This is a genomic window from Bradyrhizobium arachidis (assembly GCF_024758505.1).
Lineage (GTDB): Bacteria > Pseudomonadota > Alphaproteobacteria > Rhizobiales > Xanthobacteraceae > Bradyrhizobium > Bradyrhizobium manausense_C.
This window is the reverse complement of sequence record NZ_CP077970.1, coordinates 5,258,619-5,284,409: the sequence shown is the minus strand read 5'-3', so window position 1 is coordinate 5,284,409 and position 25,791 is coordinate 5,258,619. Positions and strand designations below refer to the sequence as shown.

The following is a 25,791-nucleotide window of genomic DNA, read 5'->3' as shown; positions in this document are numbered from 1 at the left end:
AGTGAGCCTGCGGAGAAGGATTTTAAATCATACTTAGGTTTGTGCGCCGCCTTTCGTGCGCGGAATTTCCAGCGCGTCGGTCATTCTCACGAGGTCGGCCAATGATCTTGCAGCCATTTTCCGCATGATCTGCCCGCGATAGATCTTGACCGTGATTTCGGCCAGCCCGAGCTCGCCGGCCACCTGCTTGTTCATCAGGCCGGATGCGACCAGAGCCAGAACGTCGCGCTCGCGCGCCGTCAGGCTCTCGTAGCGGGACCGCACATTCGAAACCGACTTCTCGGCATCGCGCCGCTTGCGATCGCGTTCGATCGCTGCCTGGACCGCGTCGAGCATGTCCTGCTCCCGTACCGGTTTACTCAGGAAGTCGACAGCGCCGCTCTTCATCGCCCTGACGGTCATGGGAATGTCGCCATGACCGGTGATGAAGATGATGGGCGTATGCACGTTGGCCTTGGCGAGGTCCGCCTGGAGATCCAGGCCGCTCGATCCCGGCAGGCGGATGTCGAGCACAAGGCAGCTTGGGACCTCGGGCAGCTTGCTCTCCAGGATCTCCAGTGCGGAGCTGAATGCCTGGACCTTAAGTCCGACCGACTCGAAGAGATTGGCGAGCGCCCGGCGCATCGAGGGATCGTCGTCCACGATGAAGACGATCGCCTCGTCGGCACTCGCCTGTGCTTGCGATGGCGCGTCGCGTTGGTTCACGACACGGCCTCCTCACACAGGGGCAGGATGATCTGAAACGTCGCGCCGCCTCCCTGATCAGCGAAGGCTGAAAGCCGCCCGCCATGCGCTTCCACGATCGATCGGCAGATCGACAGGCCCATGCCCAAGCCGCCCGATTTGGTCGTGAAGAATGGGGTGAACATGCGCTGCGCCGTTTCGCCGGAAAAGCCCACGCCGCAATCTGTCACGGTGAGGAGCAAATGGCGCGCGCCATCCTCATCGGCCTCATCCGCGCGGATCGCCAGCTCCCGCGGTTTGTCGGTGACGCTCTCCATTGCCTCGATCCCGTTCATCACCAGGTTGATCAGCACCTGCTGGAGCTGGATTCGATCGCCCGAAATCCTGTGCAGTGCGGAGGACAGCTCCAATCGCACGGATACGGCATGCGTGGCCAGTTCGCGCTGAACCAGCGCCATCGCTTCCCTGACGACGCTATTGATGTCGAGTGGAACCATCTCGATGTCGCTCTTCCTGGCGAGTGCCCTGACCCGGCGGATGACGTCGCCGGCCCGGTTGCCGTCCTCGATCACCCATTGCACCGAGCGGCGCGCCGCAGTCAGGTCGGGCGGGTCACGCCCAAGCCACGAGATGCAGGCATCGGCATTGGCGATGACGGCGGCGAGAGGCTGGTTGATCTCGTGGGCGATCGAGGCGGTCAACTCGCCGAGCGTCGTGACGCGCGTGACATGGGCGAGCTCGGCTTGCGCTTTGCGCAGCGCTTCTTCGGCCTGGTCGGCCCGGATCGCCGCGGTCACATCGGTGCAGACTCCGCGATAGCCAAGGAACTCGCCATTGGTGTCGAAGAACGGCTTGCCGCTGGTGCGCACGTAGATCGCATGCCCGTTCCGGTCCCTGCTCCGGTACACCAGATCGCGAAACGGAACATGGGCGTCGAGTGCCGCCCGATGCTGCCGCCACTTTTCCGGCTCGAGGTCGGCGTCAGGTGCAATGTCCCAACGCGTCAGTCCGACGACGCCGGAAGGCGCCATGCCGGCTGAATCGGAATGCTCGGAGATCTGCGTAACCCGATGGTCCGGCCCGGTCTCCCAGAACCAGTCGGATGCGGTCTCGGCATAGTCGCGGAAGCGCTGCTCGCTGTCGCGAAACCTGCGTTCCGCCTCCTTGGTGGCCGTGATATCGGTCACCGAACCGACGAACTCCATGCCACCGCGGGCATCTCGTATGGCGCGGGCCACCGCACGGACGTGCTTCACGGAGCCGTCAGGCATCACGAGCCGGTATTCGTGATCGTAGTCCTGCCTCTCGCGCACCGCGCGACCCGTGGTCCGCTGCACGGCGAGCCGGTCCTCCGGATGGATGCGTTGGAGCATGAACGGGATCGCGGGCTTCGTTCCCTCGTCGCATTCGAAGATACGATACGTCTCCTTCGACCAGGTGATTTCGCCGGTCGCGGCCTTCCACCCGAAGCTGCCGGTGTGGCTCAGCTCCTGCGCCTGGGCAAGGTAGGCTTCGCTTTGCCGCAGCGCGTTCTCCGCTTCCTTGCGCTCGGTAATGTTCTCGCAGGCGACCAGCACGATGGGCGCGCCATCGCCGCGCAGCATGGCCTTGGCATTTTCGCGGACCCACAGGATCGAGCCGTCCTTCCGGATCTTGCGAATTTCCCAGGTATGCGACTGCTCGACGGTCTCGAGGCAGACCGCAACGCATCGGCGGACGAAGTCATGGTCCTCTTCGAAGAAAACGCCCAGCACGGATTGGCCGATCAGTTCCGCCGCCGTGTAGCCGAGCTGTTCGGCGCCAAAGGTGTTGACGTTTACCACGGTTCCGGCCGGATCGACCATGAAGTACATGACCGGATTGTGCTCGAAGACCTCGCGCCATTGTTTGACGGCCTCGCGCAGATCGGTTTCATCCTGCCGGGGAACTTCTTCGACACGTCGCTTCTTCGTCGTATCGCCGCGAAGAGACCGAAGCGCCGCAATGCCGCCGAACACGAGTTGCGCGGCCGTACTTCCAAATTTCGCGATCTGGCCAGGCATCATCGAGACGCGCCCCGGCTCGCTGCACGAACGCGAGTAGAGCACTTTGCAATATTGCGGGCAAATCTTTCGAGCGCACCCGCCGCCTGAAAATGCGCGGGTGCCGTGCAACGGCCGAGCCGTACGCCGTCTCGTTGCGCGGACGCCGCTGAAACCCCGCAAGACTACGGAAAACCTAAGTATAGCGTCGCCATCCCTAGTCATGGCGCGCGTTTACCTCCGTACAGTTGAGCGGTCCGTTGCGTGGGGAGTAGCCTCACCGTCAATCGGGAGGAATGGATTGCGGAGCCACGATCGGCGATCGCAAACGAGGGTCGGGCGGATTGGCGCGAGCCTCGGATCCCGGTGAAAGGCGTCTCACCAGCGTTGCTCGGGATGCTGCCCATGAGAGTCAAGCTCTGCGCCCGCTGCCCTTACGTGCCGGAGGATCTGGCGGATCATTACGATGCGGGAGCTGCACTTCTTCTGTGCGCGAGGTGTGACGCTCGATCAGGTTACCGGGAGATCCAGGACGCTCGACAGGCTCAAAGGAGAGTACAATGTGCGATAGCTCCGAACATTTCGAGTGCCGGCCTGCCGCAACAGCCTGCGCCCTCTGCGGCGGCAGGTTTGGCCTGATCCGGTACTATTCCTGGCGAACGGCAGTCTGCTCCAAGAAATGCCTCGACCGCTTCAGGGAGCGCCGCGAGCGCGACCGCCGATGGCTGTTCCGATTTCGAGCGGCGTGACGATCGTCCATAGGTCGACTGTTCTGAATCAGGAGGCTGCGTCTTGAACCGCATGTGCAAGCTCCTCTTGTCGATGGTGCTGCCACTCTCGTTGACGACGGGAGTTCAGGCTCAGCAAGTCGGCCAGGATGCTGCACGTCGTCATCATCCGCCCCAGGATCGGCTTCTGCACGAGAAATTCTATTCGACCTGGCACATGCCCGACAATCCGGCGCTGACCTGCTGCAACGACGCCGATTGCTACCCGACCGAGGTCAGGTACGTCGACGGAAGGATCTACGCGCGGCGCCGCGAGGACGGGAAGTACATTCTCATCCCGTCCCAGAAGGTGGAGCGAAACCGGGACAATCCCGACGGCCGCAATCATCTTTGCGCGCCACCGCCGTCCGCCTCTCTGGTTGATACCGTCTACTGCTTCGCATTGGGAGGTGCTACGTGAAGTTCGTTCTGGTGAACGACAGGACGCCGTTCCGCAAGACGTTCTGTCTGCAATGCTGCGAGCAGATCAGCGGCAGCTATCTGCGCGAGGTCGACACGCGGATACCTTACTGCGACTACGAGTGCTACGCGCTTCAACGCGAATCCGGATCGTTGATCGAGAGCCGCAGGAGAGCGGCATCTTGACCCGACGCGAGGTCGGGAGTGAGCGGCGCATACGCTTGGCAGGAGAGGAGACGTCATTGAAATTCATGCTCGTCAATCAGGGACGGCCGGGCGAGGGCTCTGCCTGCAGCGCGTGTGCGCAACCTCTCGGCTCGAACTATCTCCGCCATGTGCCCACGCGGCGGCCGTATTGCGACTACGATTGCTACCGGCGATATCGGCTGACCGCGATGGCGGTGCCGTGGTCGGACCCCAGTTCGCTCGAAGCCATCACGGTGTTTGCCGCGATAGCGAGCTGGGGCTGCATGATGCAGATCGGCGCGCTGTCGCGCGCGCTGACTGAGGCGTTCCTGCGCGCGCACGACCTTCTTCTCCTCCCTGAAGGACGTGACGGATAGCCCGCCTATCCCTGCCGCGCGGAGCAGTCGGCCGCAGTCGCCACGTCCAGTTTCGCACCGCGTCCAGCCCCGGGGTGCGAGGCTAAGGCGGAGGCACTGCGGCCGATGTCCTTGGAACCGCGCTGACTTCCTGCGTCGGCACGCGCTGCTCGGACTTCGCCGTCGAAACGGCGCCGTCCTCAAACCGGGTGCGGTAGACCAGCACGTTCTCCATTACGCGCTGGACGTAGTTGCGCGTCTCCGACAGGGGAATGCGCTCGACCCAGTCGACCGGATCGACCTTGGGGTCGCGGGGATCGCCACGCGCCTGCACCCATTCGCGCACGCGGCCGCGGCCGGCATTGTAGCCGGCAAACGTCATGATCTGGTTGCCGCGGTATTCCGACAAGAGCGCACTGAGCTCGGCCGCGCCCATCTGCGTGTTGTAGACGGGGTCGGAGACCATTTTGCTCCAGTCGTAGTTCAGCCCGAAGCGTTTTGCGGTGTCGCGCCCGGCTTCCGGCGTCACCTGCATCAGCCCGACGGCGTTGGCCGGGGACTTGTCGCGCTGGTCGAACGCGCTTTCGGTCCGCGCCACGCCGTAGATGATGCTGAGCTCGATCTCGGGGGCGACCTGCTTGTGCGGGGGAATGCCGATGGTCGGGAAGGCGTAATGGTCGAGCGCAAGCCCGCGGGCGAGCGCCGACTTTCCGATCTCGAGCATCGTACGGGCGTCGTTGCGGCGGCTGGCCAGTTCGCCGAGCGCTTCGAGCATGCGTGCATCCGTGCTCTGCTCGGCAAGATCGTCGGCGTAGTAATACACGACGTCGCGCTCGCCGACCTCGTAGAGCATCTCGGCGCCGCGCACCCGCTCGTCCATCGGCGCCGCCGTATCAGAGGCGAGGACAGCCGAAGGCGGGCGCAGCTCGATACGGTCGAGCCCAAGTCTCGTGCGGGCGAGCTGGCCGTAATAGGCGGTTGGATAGCGGGCGGCAGCCTTGTAGCTCGCGCGGGCGTCGGCGGTGGCGCCGAGTGCCTCCGCCGCACGGCCGCGCCAGTAATGCGCGCGCGATAGCGCGATCGGGTTGGGCGAGCCCTCGTCGATAGAGGCGAAATGCGTCAGCGCCGTCTTGGGATCGTCGAGATAGCGCAGCGCAATCCAGCCGCACATGAAATGGTAGTCGACGCGGTAGACCTCCATTGCCGGCACGGCCGCGCTGCGCACCACGTCGTAGGCCGTCGTGAACTTGCCCTGGTCGAGCAGCTTTCGCGCGATCAGGCGGCGCTCGCGCCACCAGGCATCGGTGTCCTGCAACGCCATGGTGCCGGGGGCGGCAGCCAGGATGACTTGCGCGGCGTCGTCGAGGCGGTCCTTCTGCAGGTGCCATTGGGCGCGGCACAGTACGTAGCCGAGATCCTTGCGGGCTTCGGCCGAGACGTCCTCGAGATAGTCCTTGGCCTTGTTCTCCTTGCCGGTGACGGCCGAGCACGCCTTCACGATCGCAAGCGCGTCCTCATCGAGATGCTTTGCCGCGCGCCGTGCGCCGGAATAGTCCTTCACGCCGAGGCGCTTGTCCATGCGGGCGCGATGGTCGTCCGCGGTGAGCAGGTCGCGGAACACTTCGTAGCTGTCTTCCTCGCTACGCTCAGACAATTCGTCGGAGCGCCAGGCATCGCGGACGAGGCGTTGGGCACCGTCGCGATCGCCCTCGGCGAGCAGCACGCGGGCGAGCGCGAACTTGCCCTTGGCGCTCAGCGGCTGGTCCGCGGTGAAGCGATGCACGGTTGCGGCATCGCTCTTCTCCTGCCACAGCCGTGCCTCCGCGCGCCTGCGCAAGAGCGTCATGCTCGGCCATTCCGGATTGCCGGCGATGAACGCCGCGTAGCGGTTGAAATTTCCCGTCGTCTCGGAATTGCGCAGGATGAACCACTCGGCGAGCTTTTGCCCGGCGGGCTCCGCGATCCGGTTGCGCGCGGCGGTCGCGTCGTCAGTCTTGCCTTTGCGGGCGAGATCGATCGCGTCCTTCAGCGCCGCGAGGTCGCCGGTCAGCGCCGGCTTGGCCGGTGTCTCGTCATCATCGTCGTCGTCGGATGGCTTCGGCTTGCGCTTGGCCGCGGCGTGCTTGGAATGCCGGTGCTTGGCGGCAGTGCGCTGCTTGCCGCCCTTCGAGTCCTTTTTGGCCTCGTGCGTCTTCTTCGGATGGGATGCTTTGGCTTTCGCGAGCGCTTCCGTCGACAGAAGCGCGAGCGATATGAACGCAAAAACGTACGCAAGCGAGCGTAGGCACTGGTTCATTCCATGGTCCCCCTGCGAAACCATCAGCACAAACCAAGATCCGCTGATACTGCGGCTTGAGCGAAACGAATGATACCACCAGCATCGATTCGTATCCGCACGCTCATGTAACATTGCGGCAAAAATGCTACCCGGACGACCGCGAACGAAAATGGAACTGGCAAGCGGGCAATCGTAAACGGGCGTTAACGAATTCGTCGCGTGTTCCCAGGAACAAATCCGGTGTATGAGTTCCCGGTCGTCCCCGAGAGCCTCACCTGTCGCGTAGCCATGCCGCTGTTCAATCAGTCGATCAGGCGCAAGATCGTCGGTATCGCCCTCGGGCTGATCGTCCTGATGGTGATCACCTCCATGCTGTCGATGGTGATGTCCGGGCGGGTCGGGGTGCTCCTGGACGAACTGACCAACCGCTACATCCCCGCCTACGGCAATCTGGCGCGGGCCAACGTCTACTCGCTGGAGCGGGCGCTGGCGCTGCGGCGCATGGTCATCGCGAGGATGCAGACGCCGCCGGACGAGGAGACCTATGCTGCGCAGTTGCGCGTCTACCGCGATAGCGAGCCCTTGGTTGAGCGAGAAACCGACGCCGCGCGAAAGCTGATCAACGAGATCATCGCCGACGAGAGCACGCCGTCCGACAACGCGGCGCTCGGCCGCATCGACGCACGCATTGAAAGCGCCGTCGCCGAGCTCCGCCGCGAGCTCGCCGACGAGAATGCAAAACTGCTGAAACAGCTCGACGCCAGTGACTTCACCGCCACACGGACGACGCTCGCCCATATCGAGACGCTTCGCGATCTCTTCACCCAGCGGATCGATGCGATCCGCGCCGACATGCTCAAGCAGGTCTTCGCCAGCACGGCGACGGTGATCCGCCAGCAGCGTCAGGCGATCATCGTCTCCGCCATCGTCACCATCCTTGCCGCGGTCGTCGGCCTCGTGTTTGCCTTGCTCGTCAGTAGCGGCATTACCCGCCCGGTGCGCCTGTTGCTCGCGGGCACGCGCGAGGTCGAGGCCGGCCGCTTCGACCAGCCGATCAGCGTCTCCACCCAGGACGAGATCGGCGAGCTCGCGCGCGCCTTCAACCGGATGATCGAGCAGTTGCGCCAGAACGAGCGCATCCGCGAAACTTTTGGCCGTTATATCGATCCCAAGGTGGTGCAGGGCCTGATCGACCGGCCGGAGGTCGCCGTCGACGGCGAGCGGCGCGTGATGACCATCATGTTCTGCGACATGAGCGGCTTCACCGCGATGAGTGAAGGCATGACGCCGCGCGGCCTCGTCAAGGTGATGAACCACTATTTCACGGTCATGTCGACGCCGATCCGGAAGAACCGCGGCGTCATCGACAAATATATCGGCGACGCGATCATGTCCTATTGGGGCCCGCCCTTCATCGAGGAGGCCGAGCAGGCGCAGCTTGCCTGTCTCGCCGCGCTCGACATGGCTGACCAGGTGCCGACGCTCCAGCAGCAACTGCCCGATCTGCTCGGCATCCGCGCCATGCCGGCGCAGTGCGACCTGCGTATCGGCGTTGCGACCGGCGAGGTGCTCACCGGCAGCATCGGCTCGGAGCTGATGATGAGCTTTACGGTGATGGGCGACGCGGTAAACCTGGCCTCGCGTTTGGAGGCCGCCAACAAGATCTATGGCAGCCGCATTCTGGTCGCGCAGGCAACCGCGGCGGCGCTGAAGGACAGCGTCGAGCTGCGCGAGATCGATCGCATCGCGGTCGCCGGCCAGACCGTGGCGCAGGCGGTATTCGAGGTGATGGGGAGGGCGGGTCAGTTGTCCGCCCAGCAGGAGAGCCTGCGGACGCGCTACGCCGAGGCCCTTTCGGCCTATCGCGCCGGGCGCTGGGACGAGGCGCGCACCGCCTTCAACGCCGCGCTCGAACTCGCTCCCGGCGACGGTCCGTCGCGGACGCTGCTCGCCCGCATCGACGGGCTCGAAGCCCATCCGCCGGCCGATTGGGATGGTGCCTGGCGCATGGAGCAGAAGTAGTCCCCGCAGCGCAAGTCCTCCTACGGATGCCGTCACCCCAACGAAAGTCGCCGCCAATGAGCGGCGGCCGCGCCAACAAAAAATGATTCAATCGCATAACGATGTTGGCGGTGACGTATCTGGCGGGCTTAGGTTGGATGTCCTTCGAAGGCGTATTGATGGGGAAACGCCGATGACAGATTTCGAGGACAGGCTGGAACGTTTCGAGACGCTTACCGCCGAATGCGAGTTGATCGCCAAGCTTGCAACCGAATCGGCCAAACGGGAACTCTACCTGACGCTTGCGGAGCACTATCGCGAGCTGGCCGCCGACATGAAGCAGATCATTGCGACCAGGCACGCGGCATAGGGCAGGACAGGCACTGTCTCGCGTCGTCGATGGGCGTGAGCTGTGGCCGAAAGTCCTTCTTAAGAATTGACGCGCATCCTTTGTGGGACGTGGCTGATAGCGCCGATGCGCGCTTCTCCACGCTGGGAATGCTGGGGCTTGGAGCTGACGCGAAAGGCCTCATGGAATAGCGCGTTGTCCTTGCTCTCCAGGGCGATCCCATGCGGGCTGTTGCGGTCATACTCCTCGGACTGACGGTCGCCGGCTGCGAGCCGGAGCAGGACATCACGGGCGCCACGCCGGCCTGTCCGCTGCGTCTCTACAGCTCCTACAATCCCAAGGAGATGAATCAGTGCGTCGCTGCCTGTAAGGCGTGCGACCGCGGCAACACGGTTACCTGCACGACGTCCTGCACGCTCAAGGGCGCGCGGTGACTGGGTGTGAGCCGGCTTTCCGGAACGTCGGCGCTCGCCCGTACATCAGCGCCCGCCAAAGCCACTCGATCGGACCGTGGGTGAAGCGGGCGAGCCATAGGCGGCTGATGACGATCTGCGCGACATAGATGATGAGGACGAGGCACAGGCCGGCGACGGAGCCGAGCCTGCCGAACAGTCCGAAGCCGTAGCCGTAGAAGATGAATCCAAGCACGACCGACTGCATGATGTAGTTGGTGAAGGCCATGCGGCCCACGGGTTCGGCCCAGCGGAGCCATCGCGCACCCATGGCCGTCTGCTCGGCTGCGATCACCAGGGCGGCGTAGCCGGCCGCAAGCACGATGGGACTGCCGAGGCCGGGGTCGTCATGCGGGCGCGGAGCCAGGGCGAGGCCAAACGCGATCGCGGCGACGCCGACGATCAGGATCAGCGTGCGATGGCGTTGCGCGGTCGCGCCAAAAAGGTCGGCGCGCCAGCACAGGATGCCAACCAGAAATAGTCCGATCGTACGCGAGAAGACAAAGTAATGCAGCGTCAGTATCGCGGGCAGCTCCTGCACGCGATGCCTCAGCACGTCCAGGAAGCTCCCGGTCGGATAGATCTGGTTCGCTGACTGCACCAGCGTGTAGATGGCGTAATCACTCGGGAAGCTGATCGCGCTCGGCAGCATCGGCTGGAGAACGTAGAAGGCGAGGGCGATCGTAGCTGCGACGGCGACGATCCAGCTAGGTGCAAACAGGAACGGCAGCGCCACGAACCCGGCCAGCGCATATTCGGTGAGGATGTCACCGTTCCAGATCAGCACCAGATGGATCAGGCCGAACAGCAGAAGCACGAGGAGCCGCCTGACGAGCAGGATCGTTCGTCGCGGTGATGTGGCGAGCCGGTCGAACTGGATCGCAAGGCCGACGCCGAATAGGAAGGAGAACAGGGCGAACGCCTTCATCTCGACGAACAGCATGAGCGCGGTGTTGACGACACCGTTCCAGCCGGGATCGGGCGTCACCGTCTGGAATTGCCGGAAGATCGAGACGCGAAACTCGCTCTCCAGGTTGATTGCGAGCACACCGAACAGCGCGAGCCCGCGCAACGCGTCGATCGCCCCTATCCGGCGTGCGGCGGCGATCGGCGCGTGTGTCATCGTACTTTCCAGTCCCGCAGGAAGGCAGATTTGATACGGCCCGTGCGACCGTCAAGCCAGTGTCCGGCGTACAATCCTACTTCGCATGGGGTTGATTTCGACAGATGAGAACTCCTCGGGCGATCGGGCGTTGAGTCGCCGGGGTGCATGGTGAAGGAGATGTGGGCCAATGGTCCGGAAATCTCAGGTTGTCCGTTCGCCCTCTGGAGAGGTAGTAAGGCAGCTCCTGCCGTGGCCTGGGAGCCACGAATGTGTCGCTGTTGCAACAGTCGGGTCGGATTTAACCGTCATCCCAGCCCGTTTGAGGTCGCGCCGCTTTTTAGCCACACCCCTGCATGAATAAAATCTTCGTAAGGTTTTAGGGGCTGCGGCTGGCTCGCGACGGCGAAGGAAATCCCAAGGTCGATTCAAATCTTGGGTCTGATGTTCCGGATCTGACAAGGTTGGCCGAGGAAACTGGTTCGCGATGGACGCCAAGGTCAATCTCAAGGGAAGGCTGCCGAGCCGTCACGTGACGGAAGGTCCTGCGCGTGCGCCCCATCGCTCCTACTTCTACGCCATGGGTCTGACCACCGAGCAGATCCACCAGCCCTTCGTCGGCGTTGCCTCCTGCTGGAATGAAGCCGCCCCCTGCAACATCGCGTTGATGCGCCAGGCGCAGGCGGTGAAGAAGGGGGTTGCGTCCGCCGGCGGCACGCCGCGTGAATTCTGCACCATCACCGTGACCGACGGCATCGCCATGGGCCATGACGGCATGCGCTCCTCGCTGCCGTCGCGCGAGTGCATCGCCGATTCTGTCGAGCTCACCGTCCGCGGCCATGCCTATGACGCGCTGGTGGGGCTCGCCGGCTGCGACAAGTCGCTGCCGGGTATGATGATGGCGATGGTCCGCCTCAACGTACCTTCGATCTTCATCTACGGCGGCTCGATCCTGCCCGGCAATTTCCGCGGGCAGCAGGTCACCGTGCAGGACATGTTCGAGGCCGTCGGCAAGCACTCGGTCGGCGCCATGTCGGACGAGGATCTCGACGAGATCGAGCGCGTGGCGTGCCCCTCGGCCGGCGCGTGCGGCGCACAATTCACGGCCAACACCATGGCGACCGTATCGGAGGCCATTGGGCTGGCGCTGCCTTACTCGGCCGGTGCCCCGGCGCCGTACGAAATCCGTGACGCCTTCTGCACGACCGCTGGCGAGAAGGTGATGGATCTGATCGCGTCGAACATCCGGCCGCGCGACATCGTCACCCGCAAGGCGCTGGAGAATGCGGCCGCCGTCGTTGCAGCCTCCGGCGGCTCGACCAATGCTGCGCTGCACCTGCCGGCGATCGCGCATGAGTGCGGCATCAAGTTCGACCTGTTCGACGTGGCAGAAATCTTCAAAAAGACACCGTATGTCGCGGATTTGAAGCCGGGCGGCCGTTATGTCGCCAAAGACATGTTTGAAGTTGGCGGCATCCCGCTTCTGATGAAGACGCTGCTCGACAACGGATATCTCCACGGTGATTGCCTCACCGTCACTGGCCGAACGATCGCGGAAAACCTCAAGAGCGTGAAGTGGAATCCGCACCAAGACGTGGTGCACCCGGCAGACAAACCGATCACCGTCACGGGAGGTGTGGTCGGCCTGAAGGGCAATTTGGCGCCAGAAGGTGCGATCGTGAAAGTCGCGGGAATGTCCAACCTGAGGTTTACCGGCCCGGCTCGCTGTTTCGACCGGGAGGAGGACGCCTTTGAGGCCGTCCAGAACCGGACCTATCGGGAAGGCGAAGTCATCGTGATCCGCTACGAGGGCCCCAAGGGCGGCCCCGGCATGCGGGAAATGCTCCAGACCACTGCGGCGCTGACCGGGCAGGGCATGGGCGGCAAGATCGCGCTCATCACCGACGGCCGGTTCTCCGGTGCCACCCGCGGCTTCTGCATCGGTCATGTCGGCCCTGAGGCCGCAGTCGGCGGCCCGATCGGCCTGCTCGAGGACGGTGACATCATCGAGATCGACGCCGTCGACGGTACCCTTAACGTAAAATTGAGCGACGACGAGCTGGCTCAGCGCGCAACCAAATGGCGCGCTCGCGCGACTAACCATACATCGGGTGCGCTCTGGAAGTATGCTCAGCAGGTAGGGCCAGCAGTCGGTGGGGCAGTGACCCATCCGGGTGGCGCGCACGAGAAACAGTGCTATGCGGACATCTAGGCGTACCATAGTTGCGTTTGTGTTCGGGGCCGCAGCGCTGGCCATGCCGGCGTACGCCTTCGACGGTGCGCCGGTCAATCCGAAAGACGCCACGATTCCAGTGGGTTCGCCGGCGCCCAATGCGGCCGGCGCGCTGCGCAAGGCTGTGCCCTCCGCGGCCACCGCGCCCGAGACCTCGTCGCTGACCGCGCTGCAATATGCAGCCGAGGGTGGCCATTACGCCGCGCAGTGGAAGCTCGGCCGCATGTACGCCAATGGCGACGGTGTCGCCCAGGATGACCTGCGCGCCTTCGAATATTTCAGCCGGATTGCCAACGCCCATGCCGAGGACAGCCCGTCGGCGCCGCAGGCGCAGATCGTGGCCAACGCCTTCGTCGCGCTCGGCCGCTACTACCTCAGCGGTATCCCGAACTCGAAGGTCAAGTCGGACCCCGAGAGGGCGCGTGAGATGTTCTCCTATGCCGCGTCCTATTTCGGCAATGCGGACGCGCAGTACGATCTCGCACGGCTCTATCTGAAGACGCCGGACGCCTCGCGTGAAGATTTCACCTACGGCGCGCGCTGGCTGCGACTTGCAGCGCAGAAGGGCCAGCACCAGGCTCAGGCACTGCTCGGGCAGATGCTGTTCAACGGCGACCGTCTGCCGCCGCAGCGGGCGCGCGGCCTGATGTGGCTGACGCTGGCACGTGACGGCGCGCGTGACGGCGCGAGCGCTGACGAGTCCTGGATCCAGGAAAGCTACAACCGGGCCTACGCAAAAGCCTCCGACGACGACCGCGCCATGTGCTACCAAATGCTGGCGCAGTGGCTGCAGGGCCGGCGAGAATAATCGCCAGCGGCTGACCGCCTCGGGCGTTACGCTGCGTCCAGATCCAGATCCGCCCACACCGGCACGTGGTCCGACGGCTTCTCCCAGCCGCGCACATAGCTGTCGATGCCGACATTGGCGAGCTTGTCGCTCGCCTGCGGCGACAGCAGCAGATGGTCGATGCGAAGCCCCTGGTTCTTCTGCCAGGCGCCGGCCTGGTAGTCCCAGAAGGTGTAGAGCCCGGGCTCGTCGGTCACCGCGCGCAGCGCGTCGGTCAGCCCAAGGCCGAGCAGGGACTGAAAACTCTCGCGCGTCTCGGCCTTGAACAGCGCGTCCTCGGTCCAAGCCGCCGGATTATAGACGTCACGTGCTGCGGGGATGACGTTGAAGTCGCCGGCGAGGATCAGCGGGACTTCCTCCTTAAGCCGCTCCTTCGAATACTCAAGAAGCCGCGACATCCATTTGAGCTTGTAGGGATATTTCTCGGTGCCGACCGGATTACCGTTGGGCAGATAGAGGCAGGCGATGCGCAGCACCCCGCGCTTCAGCGTGACCACGCCTTCGAGGAAGCGAGCATGCGCGTCCTCGTCGTCACCGGCGAGCCCCGACTTGGTCTCGTCGAACCGGTATTTTGAGAGCAGGGCGACCCCGTTGAAGGTCTTCTGCCCGTGGGTCACCACATTGTAGCCGAGCGCCTCGATCTCCAGCCGCGGGAAGGCGTCATCGACGCATTTGATCTCCTGGAGGCAGACGATGTCTGGCGAGCATTCCTTCAGCCAGGTCAGGAGGAGGTCGATCCGCTGCCGGACCGAATTGACGTTCCAGGTGGCAACTCTGATGGACATTCGCGGGGGTGCTCCGGGCTGGGGCCCCGTTAGAACAAACTGCAAACGTCGTCGTCAAGGAAGCTCCCGCCAGAGATACAAAATCCCCCAGGAAATTAACCCGATGGAAGCGTGGGCCGGGTCAAGTTCCCTGCGATGGCATGGCCTGCAAAATCCGCGAAAGCCCCTGAGCCGCGCGACGGCTTCGTCGCCGCGCTGCTGTATTGGCTTGGCGGCTTCGAGATCGAGGACGGCCTGACCGCTGATTTGACCGAGCGCGAGATGCGCCGCATCCGCGCCAAGCAGATCGACGCGGTGACGCAGCTGATCCCGGTGACCATGGCCGTGAACATGCTCACCGTCGGCATGGTGCTGGTCCTGTTCTGGGGGATCGGCTGGAACGGATTCTTGCTCGCCTGGGGTTTTACACTGGCGAGCGCCGCCTCGCTCGCGGTGCGCTCGTGGCAGCGCTCGCGCGAAAACCCGCCGCAGGAGGCTTCCGCCCGCGGGACCGAGCAGATGATGCGGCAGGCGTTTTTCCTCGCCGCGATCTGGGGCACACTGCCGCTCGCGCTGTTCAGCCGGATCGAGCCGACGCACCAGTTGATCCTCGCCTGCCTGATGGTCGGGATGATCTCGGGCGGCGCCTTCACGCTCTCGACCTTCCCGCGTGCGGGCCTGATCTATCTCGCGACCATGACGGTCGCCTGCGCCGGCGCGCTTCTGTTGTGCGGCACCGGCCTCTATCTCGTGACGTCGGTGTTTTTGATGATGTTCGCCTTCTTCATGGCGCGCAACATCGTCTCGCAGGGCAATTTGTTCCTGGGCAATCTCAAGGCCCAGCTCGAGCTCGAACGGCAGACCGAAATCATCTCGCTGCTGCTGAAGGAGTTTCAGGACAACGCCAGCGACTGGCTGTGGCAGACCGATGCGGAGGGACATCTGACCGACGTGCCGGAACGTTTCGCAGCCGTCGCACAGCTCCCGCTGCCGCTGCTCAAGGGCACGCTGTTCTCCGACGTGCTCGAAATGCTTTGTCCCGACGACATGACGACCGCCTACAACATCATCGGTCTCATGGAGAATGGCGAGCCGCTGCATGAGATGAGCGTGCGCGTCGTCGCCGGCGGCGAGCCGCGGCTGTGGTCGCTGACGGCCAAGCCGTCGCACGATCGCGACGGGGTGTTCCTCGGCTATCGCGGTTTTGGCCGCGACGTCACCGAGCGCTGGCGCGCCGAGAAGGCCGAGGCCGAGAGTCGCGCGAAATCGAATTTTCTCGCCGTGATGAGCCACGAGATCCGCACACCCATGAACGGCGTGCTCGGGCTCGCCAGCATGCTGCTCGAGAGCAGGCTCGACGCGGAGCAGCGCGAGGCCGTCGCTGCGATCCGCGAGTCCGGCGACAATCTCCAGCGCATCCTCAACGACATCCTCGACCTTTCCAAGCTCGAGGCCGGCCGCTTCGAATTCGAGGCGATCGATTTCTCCCCGCACGCGCTGGTCGAGACTGTTGCAGCCGTGGTGCGCGGCAACGCCAGGACCAAGGGGCTGGCAGTGAAGGTCGAGCTCGACCCGAACCTGCCAAACGCCCTGCGCGGCGACGTCGCGCGGATCAAGCAGGTGCTGCTCAATCTCGCCTCCAACGCGGTGAAGTTCACCGATAGCGGCAACGTCACCATTGCCGCAAGCTGCCAATCGCGCCGCGATCTGCTCGCCACCGTGGAATGGACGGTGACCGACAGCGGCATCGGCATTGCGCCCGAAAAAGTCGGCCAGCTCTTCAGCGATTTCGCGCAGGCCGACGCCTCGATCAGCCGCCGCTTCGGCGGCTCGGGCTTGGGGCTTGCGATCTCCCGCCGCATCATCGAGCAGATGGGCGGCACCATCGGCGTCACGTCGACGCCGGGCGAGGGCTCGACCTTCCGCTTCACGCTGGTGCTGCCCTGGAGCCAGACGCTGGTGTCCGAGCAGGCGGCCGAGCGCAGCGAATCCGACGAGCTCAAGGCGTGCATTGCCGCGCTCGACCGGCCGCTCAGGTTGCTGGTGGCGGAGGACGATGCGGTCAACCGCATGGTCGTGAGCAAGATGCTCGGCGAGTTCGATGTCGAGCTTAAGGTGGTGACCGACGGCGTCGAGGCCGTGCAGGCGGTGTCCGAGGGCGATTTCGATGTGGTGCTGATGGACGTGCGGATGCCGGACATGGACGGTCTCGCCGCCACCCGGGCGATCCGTGCGCAGCGCGGTCGTTTCGATCTGCTGCCGATCATCGCGCTGACCGCCAACGCTTTCCCCGAGGACGTCAAGATCTGCCGGGAAGCGGGGATGTCGGACTTTTTAGCAAAGCCGTTGCGCAAGCCGGCGCTGGTGACGGCGCTGCTGCGTGCGCTGGATCGCATAGAAGCAAGCGATGCTCCGCTACAGCCTGAGCAGGAGGCGGAGACACGGAAGATCGTAGCCGATGGCGTGGAGCTTAGCCGGCTTCCGTAGCGGTCATGCGCCGCCGCTACAGTTTTCCATAGACTCGCCCGGCGACCGCCTTCAGGCGCTCGACCGAGCCGGACTCCGGATGCGGCTTGACCGGCGCGAACAGGATCGAAGCCTGCCTGCCCTTCTTCCAGACATAGATGTTGACGGCGTTGCCGTTGCCCTTGGTGCAGGAATGCTCGCCGAACGCTTCACCACCGAACTCGGGTATCGCCACGTGTTGGCACGGGCCCGCGCGCTTCATCATGTTGACGACGGTGTCGCGCGAGATCGCGATGACAGCGACGACCATGGTGTTGGCCTCGCCATCGAACATCATGCAGCTGCCCGCGCCGGTCCGCTCGACCGTCAGCGTGCTCTTGTCGAGAAAGCCGTCGGCATCCGCAGGCGTGAGCCGTTCGCAACTGCCGAACCGCTCGCTGGTCTTGGTCACATTCCCGATGGCAGCGCGTGCGACGTCGGTGAGCGGTCCGAGCAGCGCGTCGTCGGCGCGTCGGCCGATCGGGTAGACGCTGATCTGCAGAATGTAATCGCCGGACAGAGCGACGACCGAGGCCTCCTGGCGCTGCGCGCCGGCGGCGCTCGTTCCGCCCTGGCCTTCGTCGCCGATCCCGGACACCGCGCTAAGCGGCATGCGCTCGCCAAGCGTCTTGACGAAGGTCGCGTACAACTCCTTGGCGCGGTCCTTGTCGGGATTGCGGAACACGGTCAGCATCATCGTGTCGCCGCGCCCGCCCTGGTAGATGCAGCCGCGGCCGTCCTGATTTGAAATCAACGACCATTTGAGCGCCGGCATCGCGCCGGCGAGCTCCTTGGCGCTGATGAACGGGCAGGTTTCGGCCGCGCGCGCGGGAACGGCTGCGATTGCAAGGAATAGAACGAGGCAAGAGAACAGACGATGGATCATGCGCATTGGATAATTTACTACCGTTGTTGGGGCGCCACGGCCGATGCGCCAACAGCAGGCATCGCTCTCGCAGGCGTCTACGTCAGGCTCAAGGAAGCCAGTCATCCTATGGTCATACGTGCTGCCTTACAAAGCTCTTGAGCTCGCTCGAAAACCTCGGGATCCCGGGGTCCTGTTCGAGCAGGATGTGATTTTTACCTGGTAAGGCGACAAATTGTGCGTCTGGAATTCCGGCGGCGATTTCACGGCCCAGGGCAATTGGAACGTTGGCGTCGTCGCGAACATGCATGACGAGCGTCGGGACCTTGACCAATGGCAGCAAGTGGCGGACGTCAAATTCGCCTGTGCTATCGAAATAGCGCACGGCGCAGTCCGCAGACGCGCTCAGGCGCTGCAGTTCATTGAACGCGTCAGCCTGTTCGCGCGTTGCGGTCGGCATCATCTGGGACGTAAACATCTGGCGGAAAGTCGGATGTTCGGAGCCCCAGCCCAGTCTGATCAGGGTTCTGATCGCCGCCATACGCTCGCGGTCTGCTGCGGTGGCGTCGGGTCTCTTGTTGCGGCCGGCGGCGAATCCGCCGTAGAGGATCAGGCAAGACACCCGATCCGGATGTCTTACCGCATAGGCGATCGAGACCGGGACGCTTTGCGATATTCCGAGCACCGGAAAGCGATCGAGACCAGCGGCATCGACGACGGTCTCCATATCGCTGACCCACGCGTCGAAGGACATGTCGCCCGCATCCCAGTCCGATAGCCCATTGCCACGCGCGTCATAACGAACCAGCGAGTAGTCTTTTGCGAGATCGAGAAGCCGGTAGCGGGCAATCGGCAGCTCCCAGTCGTACTCGAGATGGCTCAGCCAATGTGCCGATTGCAGGATTGGCGGTCCCGAGCCGACCGTTGCGTAGGCAAGGCGGACGCCGTCCCGCGATCTGCAATAGCGAACCTGCTGATTGAGATCGGCATCCGCCAGGAAGCCATGCTGCCGAAATGACGGCGCCGTATCGGCGGACCGTTCCACTGGCTCGACGTCCCCAACGAATCGTACGCCCTTCCGCGGTACGGTGCGGATCAGCCGCTGCTGATCGCCGTCGTCGCCGACGGCCCGGCGTGCCGAATTGATCCGGCTGATCAGCGTCGACTCGGAGACGATCCGACCATTCCAGATGGCCTTGATGAGATCGTCCTTGCCGACTACGCGCCCGCGGTTCTCGATCAGGTAAACCAGCAGATCGAACACTTGCGGCTGCACTGCGACAAATTCGTTGTCGCGGCGGAGCTCGCGGCGCTCGATATCCAACACACATTGTTCGAAGTGGAGGCGCATGCTGCCGCCGTTTGCCCAATCCCTGCAACCTTGCCGACATGTCAATGGAAAGTACATTGAAAATCAATGCGGCGTACATGCCGCACTTCCGGATCACGACTACTCTCGCGTCCATTCCGCCACCTGGAGATCCGTCATGAACCAGCCGATTCAGTCGAACGCCTGCGAGCCGAATGAGAGCGTAACACCTGACGCCATCCTGCAACTCGGCTTTGCGTTTTGGGGATCAAAGACGCTTCTGAGCGCGGTTGAGCTAGGGCTGTTCACACTCCTCGCCGACGGACCGCTAACCGCGGAAGCGGTGACCGCCCGATTGTCCTTGCATCCGCGCGGTGTGCGCGACTTCCTCGATGCGCTGGTCGCGCTGGGTCAGCTCGAACGCGGGGAAAATCTGTACGCAAACGCACCTGCCGCCGCCGTATTCCTCGACCGGCGCAGGCCGACCTATGTCGGCGGCATCCTGGAAATGGCGAATGCCCGGCTCTATCCGTTCTGGGGCGCGCTGACCGAAGGCTTGCGCAGCGGCGTCCCTCAAAACGAGACCAAGGAAGGCCGCGACCTGTTCGACGAGATCTATCGTGACCCAGCAATTCTTGGCGAGTTTCTCAAGGCGATGAGCGGCCTGAGCCTTGGTGCGGCGAACGCGATTGCCGGGAAGTTTCCCTGGACTGACTACAAGACCTTTGCCGACATCGGTACCGCGCAGGGCGCACTTCCTGTCACGCTTTCACGCGCGCACCCGCATCTTGGCGGGATCGGCTTCGACCTGCCGGTGGTGCGAGCGCACTTCGAGGCCTATGTGGCTCAATATGGACTAGCGGAACGGCTTTCGTTCCGCGCAGGCGACTTTTTTGCCGACCCGCTGCCGGCGGCCGACGTGCTGATCATGGGCCACATCTTGCATGATTGGGGCCTGGACAAGAAGCGGATGCTGATCCGCAAGGCCTACGAGGCGCTGCCCTTCGGTGGGGCGTTGATCATCTATGACAGCGTCATCGACGACGAGCGCCGACGGAATGCGTTCGGCCTGTTGATGAGCCTGAACATGCTGATCGAGACGCGCGAGGGATTCGATTTCACCGGCGCGGATTGCATGGCCTGGTTTAAGGAAGCGGGCTTTGTCGAAACCCGCGTCGAACCGCTGGTGGGTCCGGATTCGATGGTCATCGGCATCAAGTAAGGCGCAAGAAGAAACGGCTGCTTCGGGCCATTTGCGTCGGTTTGGGCCATGTCCGCGACATGTCCGCCCCCGACCCCCGACAGATCAAGACGGCAAGATAAAAGCGACGGTGTCGCTCCGGCCCGTCGGGTGTTTGTCTGCCCAGCGCGTCGAAGTGGACGCGAAAGAGGTTCGCATCATGGGGTCGAAAAGCGTACCGCTGCGCACGCTGGTCACCGCTTCGAGCGCCAGGTTGGGCCGGGCTAGACCGAGAAGCTGGTACCGCAGCCGCAGGAAGCGGTGGCATTCGGGTTGTTGACGCGGAACGAGGCGCCGATCAGATCGTCGACGAAATCGACCTCGGAACCCTCCAGGAACGGCTGGGAGGCGGAATCGACCAGCACCACCGCATTGTCGCGCTCGATCACGAGGTCGTCGTCACCCCTCGCACGCTCGATGTCGAACTTGTATTGAAAGCCGGAGCAGCCGCCGCCTTCGACTGAGATGCGCAGCATCGCACCACTGCCTTCGCCGCTCAGGATTTCTCCGATCCGGCGGGCGGCCCGGTCGCTGATGGTCACGGCAGTCGTCATTCTCGTCTCTCCGGTCGTCTCGCGTCATACCTGGGTCATTTGCCCATTTCATTTGGTATCCCGCTCCCGACATAGTTAAGTGCGTCGGTCCGTGGAATCAAATGGATAGGGACTAAATTCGCCGTGTCCGTCGGAATGGCTGCCCCCCGCGCGCCCTATGCCTGCGACCCCGATTCCAGCCGCGGCCGGCTGGTCGCGGAGCCGCCGAGCCGGACCCGCAGCCCGTTCCGGCGGGATTGCGACCGGGTGATCCATTCCACCGCCTTCCGCCGCCTGAAGTACAAGACCCAGGTCTTCGTGTTCCACGAGGGCGACCATTACCGGACGCGGCTGACCCATTCGTTGGAGGTTGCCCAGATTGCCCGCGCCCTGGCCCGGCAATTGGGGCTCGACGAAGACCTCACGGAGACCCTCGCGCTCGCCCATGATCTCGGCCATCCGCCGTTCGGCCATGCCGGTGAACGGGCGCTGGACGCCTGCCTCAAGGAGTTTGGCGGCTTCGATCACAACGCCCAGACCCTGCGTGTCGTCACCTCGCTGGAGCATCGCTATCCCGAGTTCGACGGCCTCAACCTGACCTGGGAATCGCTCGAAGGCATCGTCAAGCACAACGGTCCGTTGACGGATCGCGGCGGCGCACCGGTCGGCCGCTATCGCGAGCATGGCGTGCCCGTCGGCATCGCCAGCTACGACAAGACCTACGATCTGGAGCTCTGGAGCTTTGCCTCGCTGGAAGCACAGGTCGCAGCGGTTGCCGACGACATAGCCTATGACGCCCACGACATCGACGACGGCCTGCGCGCGGGCCTGTTCCGCATCGACGATCTCAAGATCATGCCGCTGATGGCGGAGATCATCGGGACGATCGACGCGCATTATCCTGATCTGGATGACGACAGGCGCGGGGCCGAGTTGGTGCGGGAGCTGATCTCGCATTTCATCGGTGCGGTCTTTGCCGAGGCCGAGAGGAACCTTTCGGCGGTCAAGCCGCAATCGGCCCAGGACGTGCGCCAGCAGAGCCGGGCGCTGATCGGCTTTCCCGTGGCTGCCTCCGAGGAGGAGGCTGCGATCAAGGCGTTCCTGTACCAGCACATGTACCGCCACAAGCGGGTCGTGCGGGTCATGGCCGACGCCGAGCAGATCCTGTTCGACCTGTTCGCCCGTTACCAGAACTCTCCCGACCACCTCCCGCCGGAATGGCTGGCCGGCGCGGAGGACGAGAACAAGGCGGACCGGGCGCGCCGGATCGGCAATTTCATTGCCGGAATGACCGACCGTTTTGCCCTGACCGAGCATCAGCGGCTCTTTGACTTGACCCCGGATTTGCGTTAGGCGGCGGCCCATGGCCGACACATCCTCATCCCTGCATCTGTTCGCCGACGTGCTCGCGCGCGTGCACGCCGTCTGCCGCGCGCTCGCGGCCGAATCCGGCTGGCCGGAGGGGATCGACTTCTCGCGCGTGGTCGTCGAGCCGCCGCGCGATGCAACCCATGGCGATATGGCGACCAACGCCGCGATGGTGCTTTCGAAAGAGGCAAAGGCAAAACCGCGCGATCTCGCCGAACAGATCGCGGCTAAGCTGCGCAGCGACGCCCTGATCGACAAGGTCGACGTCGCCGGACCCGGCTTCATCAATCTGACGCTCAGGCCGTCGGCCTGGGCGGAGGCGCTCGGCACGGTGCTGCGCGAAGGGCCCGCCTATGGCCGCCTGAGCGGCCGCTCCAAGGTCAACGTCGAATACGTCTCGGCCAACCCGACCGGGCCGATGCATGTCGGCCATTGCCGCGGCGCCGTGTTCGGCGATGCGCTGGCGAGCCTGTTGCAGTTCGCCGGCCACGACGTCACGCGCGAATACTACATCAACGACGCCGGCGCGCAGGTCGACGTGCTCGCGCGCTCCGCCTTCCTCAGGTATCGCGAGGCGCTCGGCGAGGACATCGGTGCGATCCCGGAGGGGCTCTATCCCGGCGACTACCTCAAGCCGGTCGGCGAGGCGCTGGCGAAGGAGCACGGCGACAAGCTCTGCGCGTTGACCGAGGCGCAATGGCTGCCGACGGTTCGCGCCAAGGCGATCGCGATGATGATGGACGAGATCAAGGACGATCTCGCGGCGCTCAACATCCGCCACGACGTCTTCTTCTCCGAACGCTCGCTGATCGAAAGCGGCAACAACAAAGTCGCCGAGACCATCGCGTTCCTGCAAGCCAAGGGCGATATCTACGAAGGCCGCCTGCCGCCGCCGAAGGGCGCGCCGGTCGAGGATTGGGAGGACCGCGAGCAGCTCCTGTTCCGGGCCACCGCCTATGGCGACGACGTCGATCGTCCGCTGATCAAGTCGGACAAGAGCTACACCTACTTCGCCTCCGACATCGCCTACCACAAGAACAAGTTCGATCGCGGCTTTGCCGACATGATCGACGTGTGGGGCGCCGACCATGGCGGCTATATCAAGCGCATGCAGGCGGCCGTAAAGGCGACCACGTCCGGCACGGCCGCGCTCGACGTTAAGATCGTGCAGCTCGTGAAGCTGTTGCGCAACGGCGAGCCGGTGAAGATGTCCAAGCGTTCCGGGGACTTCGTCACCTTGCGTGAGGTGGTGGATGAGGTCGGCAAGGACGCCGTCCGCTTCATGATGCTCTACCGCAAGAACGATGCGGTGCTGGACTTCGACCTCGCAAAAGTCATCGAGCAGTCGCGCGACAATCCGGTATTTTACGTGCAGTACGGCCACGCCCGCGGACATTCGATCTTCCGCAACGCCCGGGCCGAGGTCTTTCCGGAACTCCCGGAGGAGGCGGGCGCACGCATCGCCTGGCTCGGTGAGTCGGCGCTCGAACGGCTGTCTGATACGGCGGAACTTGATCTCTTGAAGCGGCTCGCAATTTATCCGCGGACGCTGGAAGCCGCCGCCGCGGCCCACGAACCGCACCGAATTGCTTTTTATCTCTATGATTTAGCCAGCGAATTTCATGCACTTTGGACGAAGGGGCGCGATTTGCCCTATTTACGCTTCATTATCAATAATGATGCACAGCTTACAAAGGCGCGACTGGCCATGGTCCAGGGCGTCGTCTCGGTCCTGGCATCGGGCCTCGCCATTCTCGGCGTCCATGCCCCGGACGAGATGCGGTAGTTTGGGGCGAACTACTTGAAGTGGACTTCGAGGGGTAACCGGCAGAAGCCGGATCGCTTACGTTATGCGACTTGGTTGAAAGCCTTGTGGGTGAAGGCCACTTGAAGTCCTCGTGACTGGGTGGCTTTCCCGAAGGGACGCATCATCACGATGGCCGATCGATATCAGAACAGACCGTTGCCTTCCGATGACTATGGTCGCGGCGGCGATCAGCATGGGCGGGCGGACAATGATCCCTTGGCCGAGCTTGCGCGCCTGATCGGACAGACCGATCCGTTCGGTAGCCAGACCCGTCCGGCGGCGAGAGCCCCGACACCTCCGACACCAGAACCGTATCAGCCGCCGGCCCAAGACCATGCCCAAGACCATGCCCAAGGCTATGCCCAAGGCTATGCCCAAGCCCAAGGCTATGCGCAGGACGGCTACGCCGCGCAGGACTATCAGGACAGCCACGAAGAGGTGCCACCGCCGCCGCCGGGACCGCCGGCGTGGATGCGGCGTGCCAATGTCCAGGCGCAGCCGGCGCCCGCGCCGCAGCATCAGGATTATCAGCCCGCCGTCAGCCCGGTGCATCCGCTCCAGCGCTATGCCACCCAGCCCGCCGCGCCCGAGCCCGACTACCATCAGCAGTCGCAGGCCTATGCGGAGCAGGAGGCGCAGCCCGATCCGTCGCGTTACGACGATGCGCTGTATGGCCAGCTTGAGTCAGGCGCGCAGGACTATCAGCGCGACCCGTCCTATCCGGACGATCCTTACGCCTATCAGAGCGACTATCCCGAAGACGAGCTCGACGAGGAGCCGCCGAAGAAGCATCGCGGCGGCCTGATTACCGTTGCGGCCATCCTGGCGCTCGCCGTGGTCGGCACCGGCGGCGCCTTCGCCTACAAAACCTATCTGGGATCGCCGCGCAGCGGCGAGCCTCCGATCATCAAGGCCGACAACTCGCCGACCAAGATCGTGCCCGCGCCGAGCGACAGCACGGCCAAGGTGCCGGACCGCATGGTGACTGGTGACGGCACCGAGAAGATCGTGCCGCGCGAGGAAGCGCCGATCGACGTCAACGCCAAGTCCGGCGGTCCGCGCGTCGTGTTCCCGCCGCTGAACCAGAATGCCAATCCGCCGCCAGTCGCGAGCGTCTCGCCGTCCGCCGTGCCGCCACCCGTTGCCGGTCCCGCGCCGAACAACGGCACGCTGCCCAACAACGAGCCGCGCCGTATCCGCACGCTGGCGGTGAAGGGCGACCAGACCGACGCCACCACGCCGCAAGGCGCTGCGGCGTCCAAGCAGGCGGCTGCACCCAAACCCGCGGCCGCGCCTGCGCCGGCTGCATCCCGCAATCCGCCGACCTCGGCCAATGCCAGCGCGAACCAGCCGATGTCGCTGGCGCCGCAGGCTGACCAGCCTGCCGCGCCGCCGACCCGGATGGCCGCGACCAACCCGACGCAGATCGCGCCCAGTGCGGCCCCCGAAAGCGGCGGAGGAAGTGTTCTGGTGTCGATCGCCTCCCAGGACAGCGAGTCCGCGGCGCGCGACGCATTCCGCGTGGCGCAAGGCAAGTACGCCTCTGTGCTCGGATCCCGCTCGCCGGTGATCAAGCGGGTGGATCTCTCCGACGGCAAGGTCAAGTACCGCGCGATGGTCGGGCCGTATCGGACGCGGCAGGAGGCTGCGCAGTTCTGCACGGAGCTGAAGGCGGCCGGCGGGCAGTGCTTTATCCCGTAGAAT

General features: G+C 64.2%; 21 protein-coding genes. 13 read left to right on the top strand and 8 right to left on the bottom strand.

Annotated features, from left to right (window positions below; all coding sequences use genetic code 11):
• Window positions 1–33: 33 nt before the first annotated feature.
• On the bottom strand, window positions 34–705 hold the full coding sequence (locus KUF59_RS24475; protein WP_212459685.1) for a response regulator transcription factor: 672 nt from the start codon (window positions 703–705) through the stop codon (window positions 34–36).
• A complete protein-coding gene (locus KUF59_RS24470) occupies window positions 702–2,729 on the bottom strand; it encodes a PAS domain-containing sensor histidine kinase (protein ID WP_212459686.1) in 2,028 nt (675 codons plus the stop codon). Before KUF59_RS24470 ends, KUF59_RS24475 begins: the two co-directional genes overlap by 4 nt.
• 777 nt (window positions 2,730–3,506) lie before the next feature.
• On the opposite strand from KUF59_RS24470, the gene KUF59_RS24465 reads away from it, so the two are divergent.
• The 3 genes from KUF59_RS24465 (at window position 3,507) to KUF59_RS24455 (ending at window position 4,455) form a co-directional block, all read left to right on the top strand.
• Window positions 3,507–3,893 (top strand): hypothetical protein, encoded by a 387-nt coding sequence (locus KUF59_RS24465; protein WP_249140483.1) that lies wholly within the window; start codon window positions 3,507–3,509, stop codon window positions 3,891–3,893.
• Complete coding sequence (locus tag KUF59_RS24460; RefSeq protein ID WP_212459955.1) at window positions 3,890–4,078, top strand: hypothetical protein; 189 nt, start codon at window positions 3,890–3,892, stop codon at window positions 4,076–4,078. Before KUF59_RS24465 ends, KUF59_RS24460 begins: the two co-directional genes overlap by 4 nt.
• Before the next feature lie 65 nt (window positions 4,079–4,143).
• Window positions 4,144–4,455 (top strand): hypothetical protein, encoded by a 312-nt coding sequence (locus KUF59_RS24455; protein ID WP_249140484.1) that lies wholly within the window; start codon window positions 4,144–4,146, stop codon window positions 4,453–4,455.
• 82 nt (window positions 4,456–4,537) lie between these two features.
• Here KUF59_RS24455 and KUF59_RS24450 read toward each other — a convergent pair whose 3' ends face one another.
• Window positions 4,538–6,730, bottom strand: a complete 2,193-nt coding sequence (locus KUF59_RS24450; RefSeq protein ID WP_258767207.1) for a lytic transglycosylase domain-containing protein — start codon at window positions 6,728–6,730, stop codon at window positions 4,538–4,540.
• Between the two features lie 270 nt (window positions 6,731–7,000).
• On the opposite strand from KUF59_RS24450, the gene KUF59_RS24445 reads away from it, so the two are divergent.
• The 3 genes from KUF59_RS24445 (at window position 7,001) to KUF59_RS24435 (ending at window position 9,496) form a co-directional block, all read left to right on the top strand.
• A complete protein-coding gene (locus KUF59_RS24445; protein ID WP_212459938.1) occupies window positions 7,001–8,734 on the top strand; it encodes an adenylate/guanylate cyclase domain-containing protein in 1,734 nt (577 codons plus the stop codon).
• A 172-nt stretch (window positions 8,735–8,906) separates the two neighbouring features.
• Complete coding sequence (locus KUF59_RS24440; protein WP_212459690.1) at window positions 8,907–9,083, top strand: hypothetical protein; 177 nt, start codon at window positions 8,907–8,909, stop codon at window positions 9,081–9,083.
• Window positions 9,084–9,283: 200 nt separating this feature from the next.
• Window positions 9,284–9,496 carry a hypothetical protein gene (locus KUF59_RS24435; protein ID WP_212459691.1) on the top strand — a complete coding sequence of 71 codons (213 nt, stop codon included), beginning with the start codon at window positions 9,284–9,286 and terminating at the stop codon, window positions 9,494–9,496.
• Here the strand turns inward: KUF59_RS24435 and KUF59_RS24430 are convergent.
• Window positions 9,480–10,637: a DUF418 domain-containing protein gene (locus tag KUF59_RS24430; RefSeq protein ID WP_212459692.1), complete on the bottom strand. Its 1,158-nt coding sequence runs from the start codon at window positions 10,635–10,637 to the stop codon at window positions 9,480–9,482. The two genes, KUF59_RS24435 and KUF59_RS24430, sit on opposite strands and share 17 nt — an antisense overlap.
• Before the next feature lie 466 nt (window positions 10,638–11,103).
• Here KUF59_RS24430 and ilvD point away from each other — a divergent pair, with 466 nt between their 5' ends.
• Both ilvD and KUF59_RS24420 read left to right on the top strand, forming a co-directional pair.
• Complete coding sequence (gene ilvD / locus KUF59_RS24425) at window positions 11,104–12,828, top strand: dihydroxy-acid dehydratase (RefSeq protein WP_212459693.1); 1,725 nt, start codon at window positions 11,104–11,106, stop codon at window positions 12,826–12,828.
• Window positions 12,815–13,657, top strand: a complete 843-nt coding sequence (locus tag KUF59_RS24420; RefSeq protein ID WP_212459694.1) for a tetratricopeptide repeat protein — start codon at window positions 12,815–12,817, stop codon at window positions 13,655–13,657. The genes ilvD and KUF59_RS24420 overlap by 14 nt, the downstream gene beginning before the upstream one ends.
• 26 nt (window positions 13,658–13,683) lie before the next feature.
• Here KUF59_RS24420 and xth read toward each other — a convergent pair whose 3' ends face one another.
• Window positions 13,684–14,481, bottom strand: coding sequence for an exodeoxyribonuclease III (xth, locus tag KUF59_RS24415; protein WP_212459695.1), 798 nt, complete (start codon window positions 14,479–14,481; stop codon window positions 13,684–13,686).
• A gap of 135 nt (window positions 14,482–14,616) precedes the next feature.
• Between xth and KUF59_RS24410 the strand changes: the two genes are divergently transcribed.
• Entirely contained in the window at window positions 14,617–16,947 is a 2,331-nt protein-coding gene (locus tag KUF59_RS24410; RefSeq protein ID WP_212459696.1) for a PAS domain-containing hybrid sensor histidine kinase/response regulator, read from the top strand.
• 16 nt (window positions 16,948–16,963) lie between these two features.
• On the opposite strand, the gene KUF59_RS24405 is transcribed toward KUF59_RS24410, so the two are convergent.
• Both KUF59_RS24405 and KUF59_RS24400 read right to left on the bottom strand, forming a co-directional pair.
• Window positions 16,964–17,857, bottom strand: coding sequence for a hypothetical protein (locus tag KUF59_RS24405; protein ID WP_212459697.1), 894 nt, complete (start codon window positions 17,855–17,857; stop codon window positions 16,964–16,966).
• 106 nt (window positions 17,858–17,963) lie between these two features.
• Complete coding sequence (locus KUF59_RS24400) at window positions 17,964–19,181, bottom strand: alpha/beta hydrolase (protein ID WP_249140472.1); 1,218 nt, start codon at window positions 19,179–19,181, stop codon at window positions 17,964–17,966.
• Between KUF59_RS24400 and KUF59_RS24395 the strand changes: the two genes are divergently transcribed.
• The gene (locus KUF59_RS24395) at window positions 19,180–20,361 is read left to right on the top strand and encodes a methyltransferase (RefSeq protein WP_309500865.1); all 1,182 of its coding nucleotides are present in this window, start codon (window positions 19,180–19,182) and stop codon (window positions 20,359–20,361) included. The genes KUF59_RS24400 and KUF59_RS24395 overlap by 2 nt on opposite strands.
• 242 nt (window positions 20,362–20,603) lie before the next feature.
• On the opposite strand, the gene KUF59_RS24390 is transcribed toward KUF59_RS24395, so the two are convergent.
• On the bottom strand, window positions 20,604–20,933 hold the full coding sequence (locus KUF59_RS24390; protein WP_212459698.1) for a HesB/IscA family protein: 330 nt from the start codon (window positions 20,931–20,933) through the stop codon (window positions 20,604–20,606).
• Window positions 20,934–21,056: 123 nt separating this feature from the next.
• Between KUF59_RS24390 and KUF59_RS24385 the strand changes: the two genes are divergently transcribed.
• The 3 genes from KUF59_RS24385 (at window position 21,057) to KUF59_RS24375 (ending at window position 25,788) form a co-directional block, all read left to right on the top strand.
• Window positions 21,057–22,265, top strand: a complete 1,209-nt coding sequence (locus KUF59_RS24385; RefSeq protein ID WP_212459699.1) for a deoxyguanosinetriphosphate triphosphohydrolase — start codon at window positions 21,057–21,059, stop codon at window positions 22,263–22,265.
• A gap of 10 nt (window positions 22,266–22,275) precedes the next feature.
• Complete coding sequence (gene argS, locus KUF59_RS24380) at window positions 22,276–24,066, top strand: arginine--tRNA ligase (protein WP_212459700.1); 1,791 nt, start codon at window positions 22,276–22,278, stop codon at window positions 24,064–24,066.
• Window positions 24,067–24,216: 150 nt separating this feature from the next.
• A complete protein-coding gene (locus KUF59_RS24375) occupies window positions 24,217–25,788 on the top strand; it encodes an SPOR domain-containing protein (RefSeq protein ID WP_212459701.1) in 1,572 nt (523 codons plus the stop codon).
• Window positions 25,789–25,791 lie beyond the last annotated feature (3 nt).

What these genes read in the sequence shown, in the direction of transcription:
- KUF59_RS24470 (WP_212459686.1), bottom strand. Translation starts at nt 2,729, where the DNA reads ATGATGCCTGGCCAGATCGCGAAATTTGGAAGTACGGCCGCGCAACTC.
- KUF59_RS24465 (WP_249140483.1), top strand. Translation starts at nt 3,507, where the DNA reads ATGTGCAAGCTCCTCTTGTCGATGGTGCTGCCACTCTCGTTGACGACG.
- KUF59_RS24455 (WP_249140484.1), top strand. Translation starts at nt 4,144, where the DNA reads ATGCTCGTCAATCAGGGACGGCCGGGCGAGGGCTCTGCCTGCAGCGCG.
- KUF59_RS24450 (WP_258767207.1), bottom strand. Translation starts at nt 6,730, where the DNA reads ATGAACCAGTGCCTACGCTCGCTTGCGTACGTTTTTGCGTTCATATCG.
- KUF59_RS24445 (WP_212459938.1), top strand. Translation starts at nt 7,001, where the DNA reads ATGCCGCTGTTCAATCAGTCGATCAGGCGCAAGATCGTCGGTATCGCC.
- KUF59_RS24440 (WP_212459690.1), top strand. Translation starts at nt 8,907, where the DNA reads ATGACAGATTTCGAGGACAGGCTGGAACGTTTCGAGACGCTTACCGCC.
- KUF59_RS24435 (WP_212459691.1), top strand. Translation starts at nt 9,284, where the DNA reads ATGCGGGCTGTTGCGGTCATACTCCTCGGACTGACGGTCGCCGGCTGC.
- KUF59_RS24430 (WP_212459692.1), bottom strand. Translation starts at nt 10,637, where the DNA reads ATGACACACGCGCCGATCGCCGCCGCACGCCGGATAGGGGCGATCGAC.
- ilvD (WP_212459693.1), top strand. Translation starts at nt 11,104, where the DNA reads ATGGACGCCAAGGTCAATCTCAAGGGAAGGCTGCCGAGCCGTCACGTG.
- KUF59_RS24420 (WP_212459694.1), top strand. Translation starts at nt 12,815, where the DNA reads ATGCGGACATCTAGGCGTACCATAGTTGCGTTTGTGTTCGGGGCCGCA.
- xth (WP_212459695.1), bottom strand. Translation starts at nt 14,481, where the DNA reads ATGTCCATCAGAGTTGCCACCTGGAACGTCAATTCGGTCCGGCAGCGG.
- KUF59_RS24410 (WP_212459696.1), top strand. Translation starts at nt 14,617, where the DNA reads ATGGCATGGCCTGCAAAATCCGCGAAAGCCCCTGAGCCGCGCGACGGC.
- KUF59_RS24405 (WP_212459697.1), bottom strand. Translation starts at nt 17,857, where the DNA reads ATGCGCATGATCCATCGTCTGTTCTCTTGCCTCGTTCTATTCCTTGCA.
- KUF59_RS24395 (WP_309500865.1), top strand. Translation starts at nt 19,180, where the DNA reads ATGCTGCCGCCGTTTGCCCAATCCCTGCAACCTTGCCGACATGTCAAT.
- KUF59_RS24400 (WP_249140472.1), bottom strand. Translation starts at nt 19,181, where the DNA reads ATGCGCCTCCACTTCGAACAATGTGTGTTGGATATCGAGCGCCGCGAG.
- KUF59_RS24390 (WP_212459698.1), bottom strand. Translation starts at nt 20,933, where the DNA reads ATGACGACTGCCGTGACCATCAGCGACCGGGCCGCCCGCCGGATCGGA.
- argS (WP_212459700.1), top strand. Translation starts at nt 22,276, where the DNA reads ATGGCCGACACATCCTCATCCCTGCATCTGTTCGCCGACGTGCTCGCG.
- KUF59_RS24375 (WP_212459701.1), top strand. Translation starts at nt 24,217, where the DNA reads ATGGCCGATCGATATCAGAACAGACCGTTGCCTTCCGATGACTATGGT.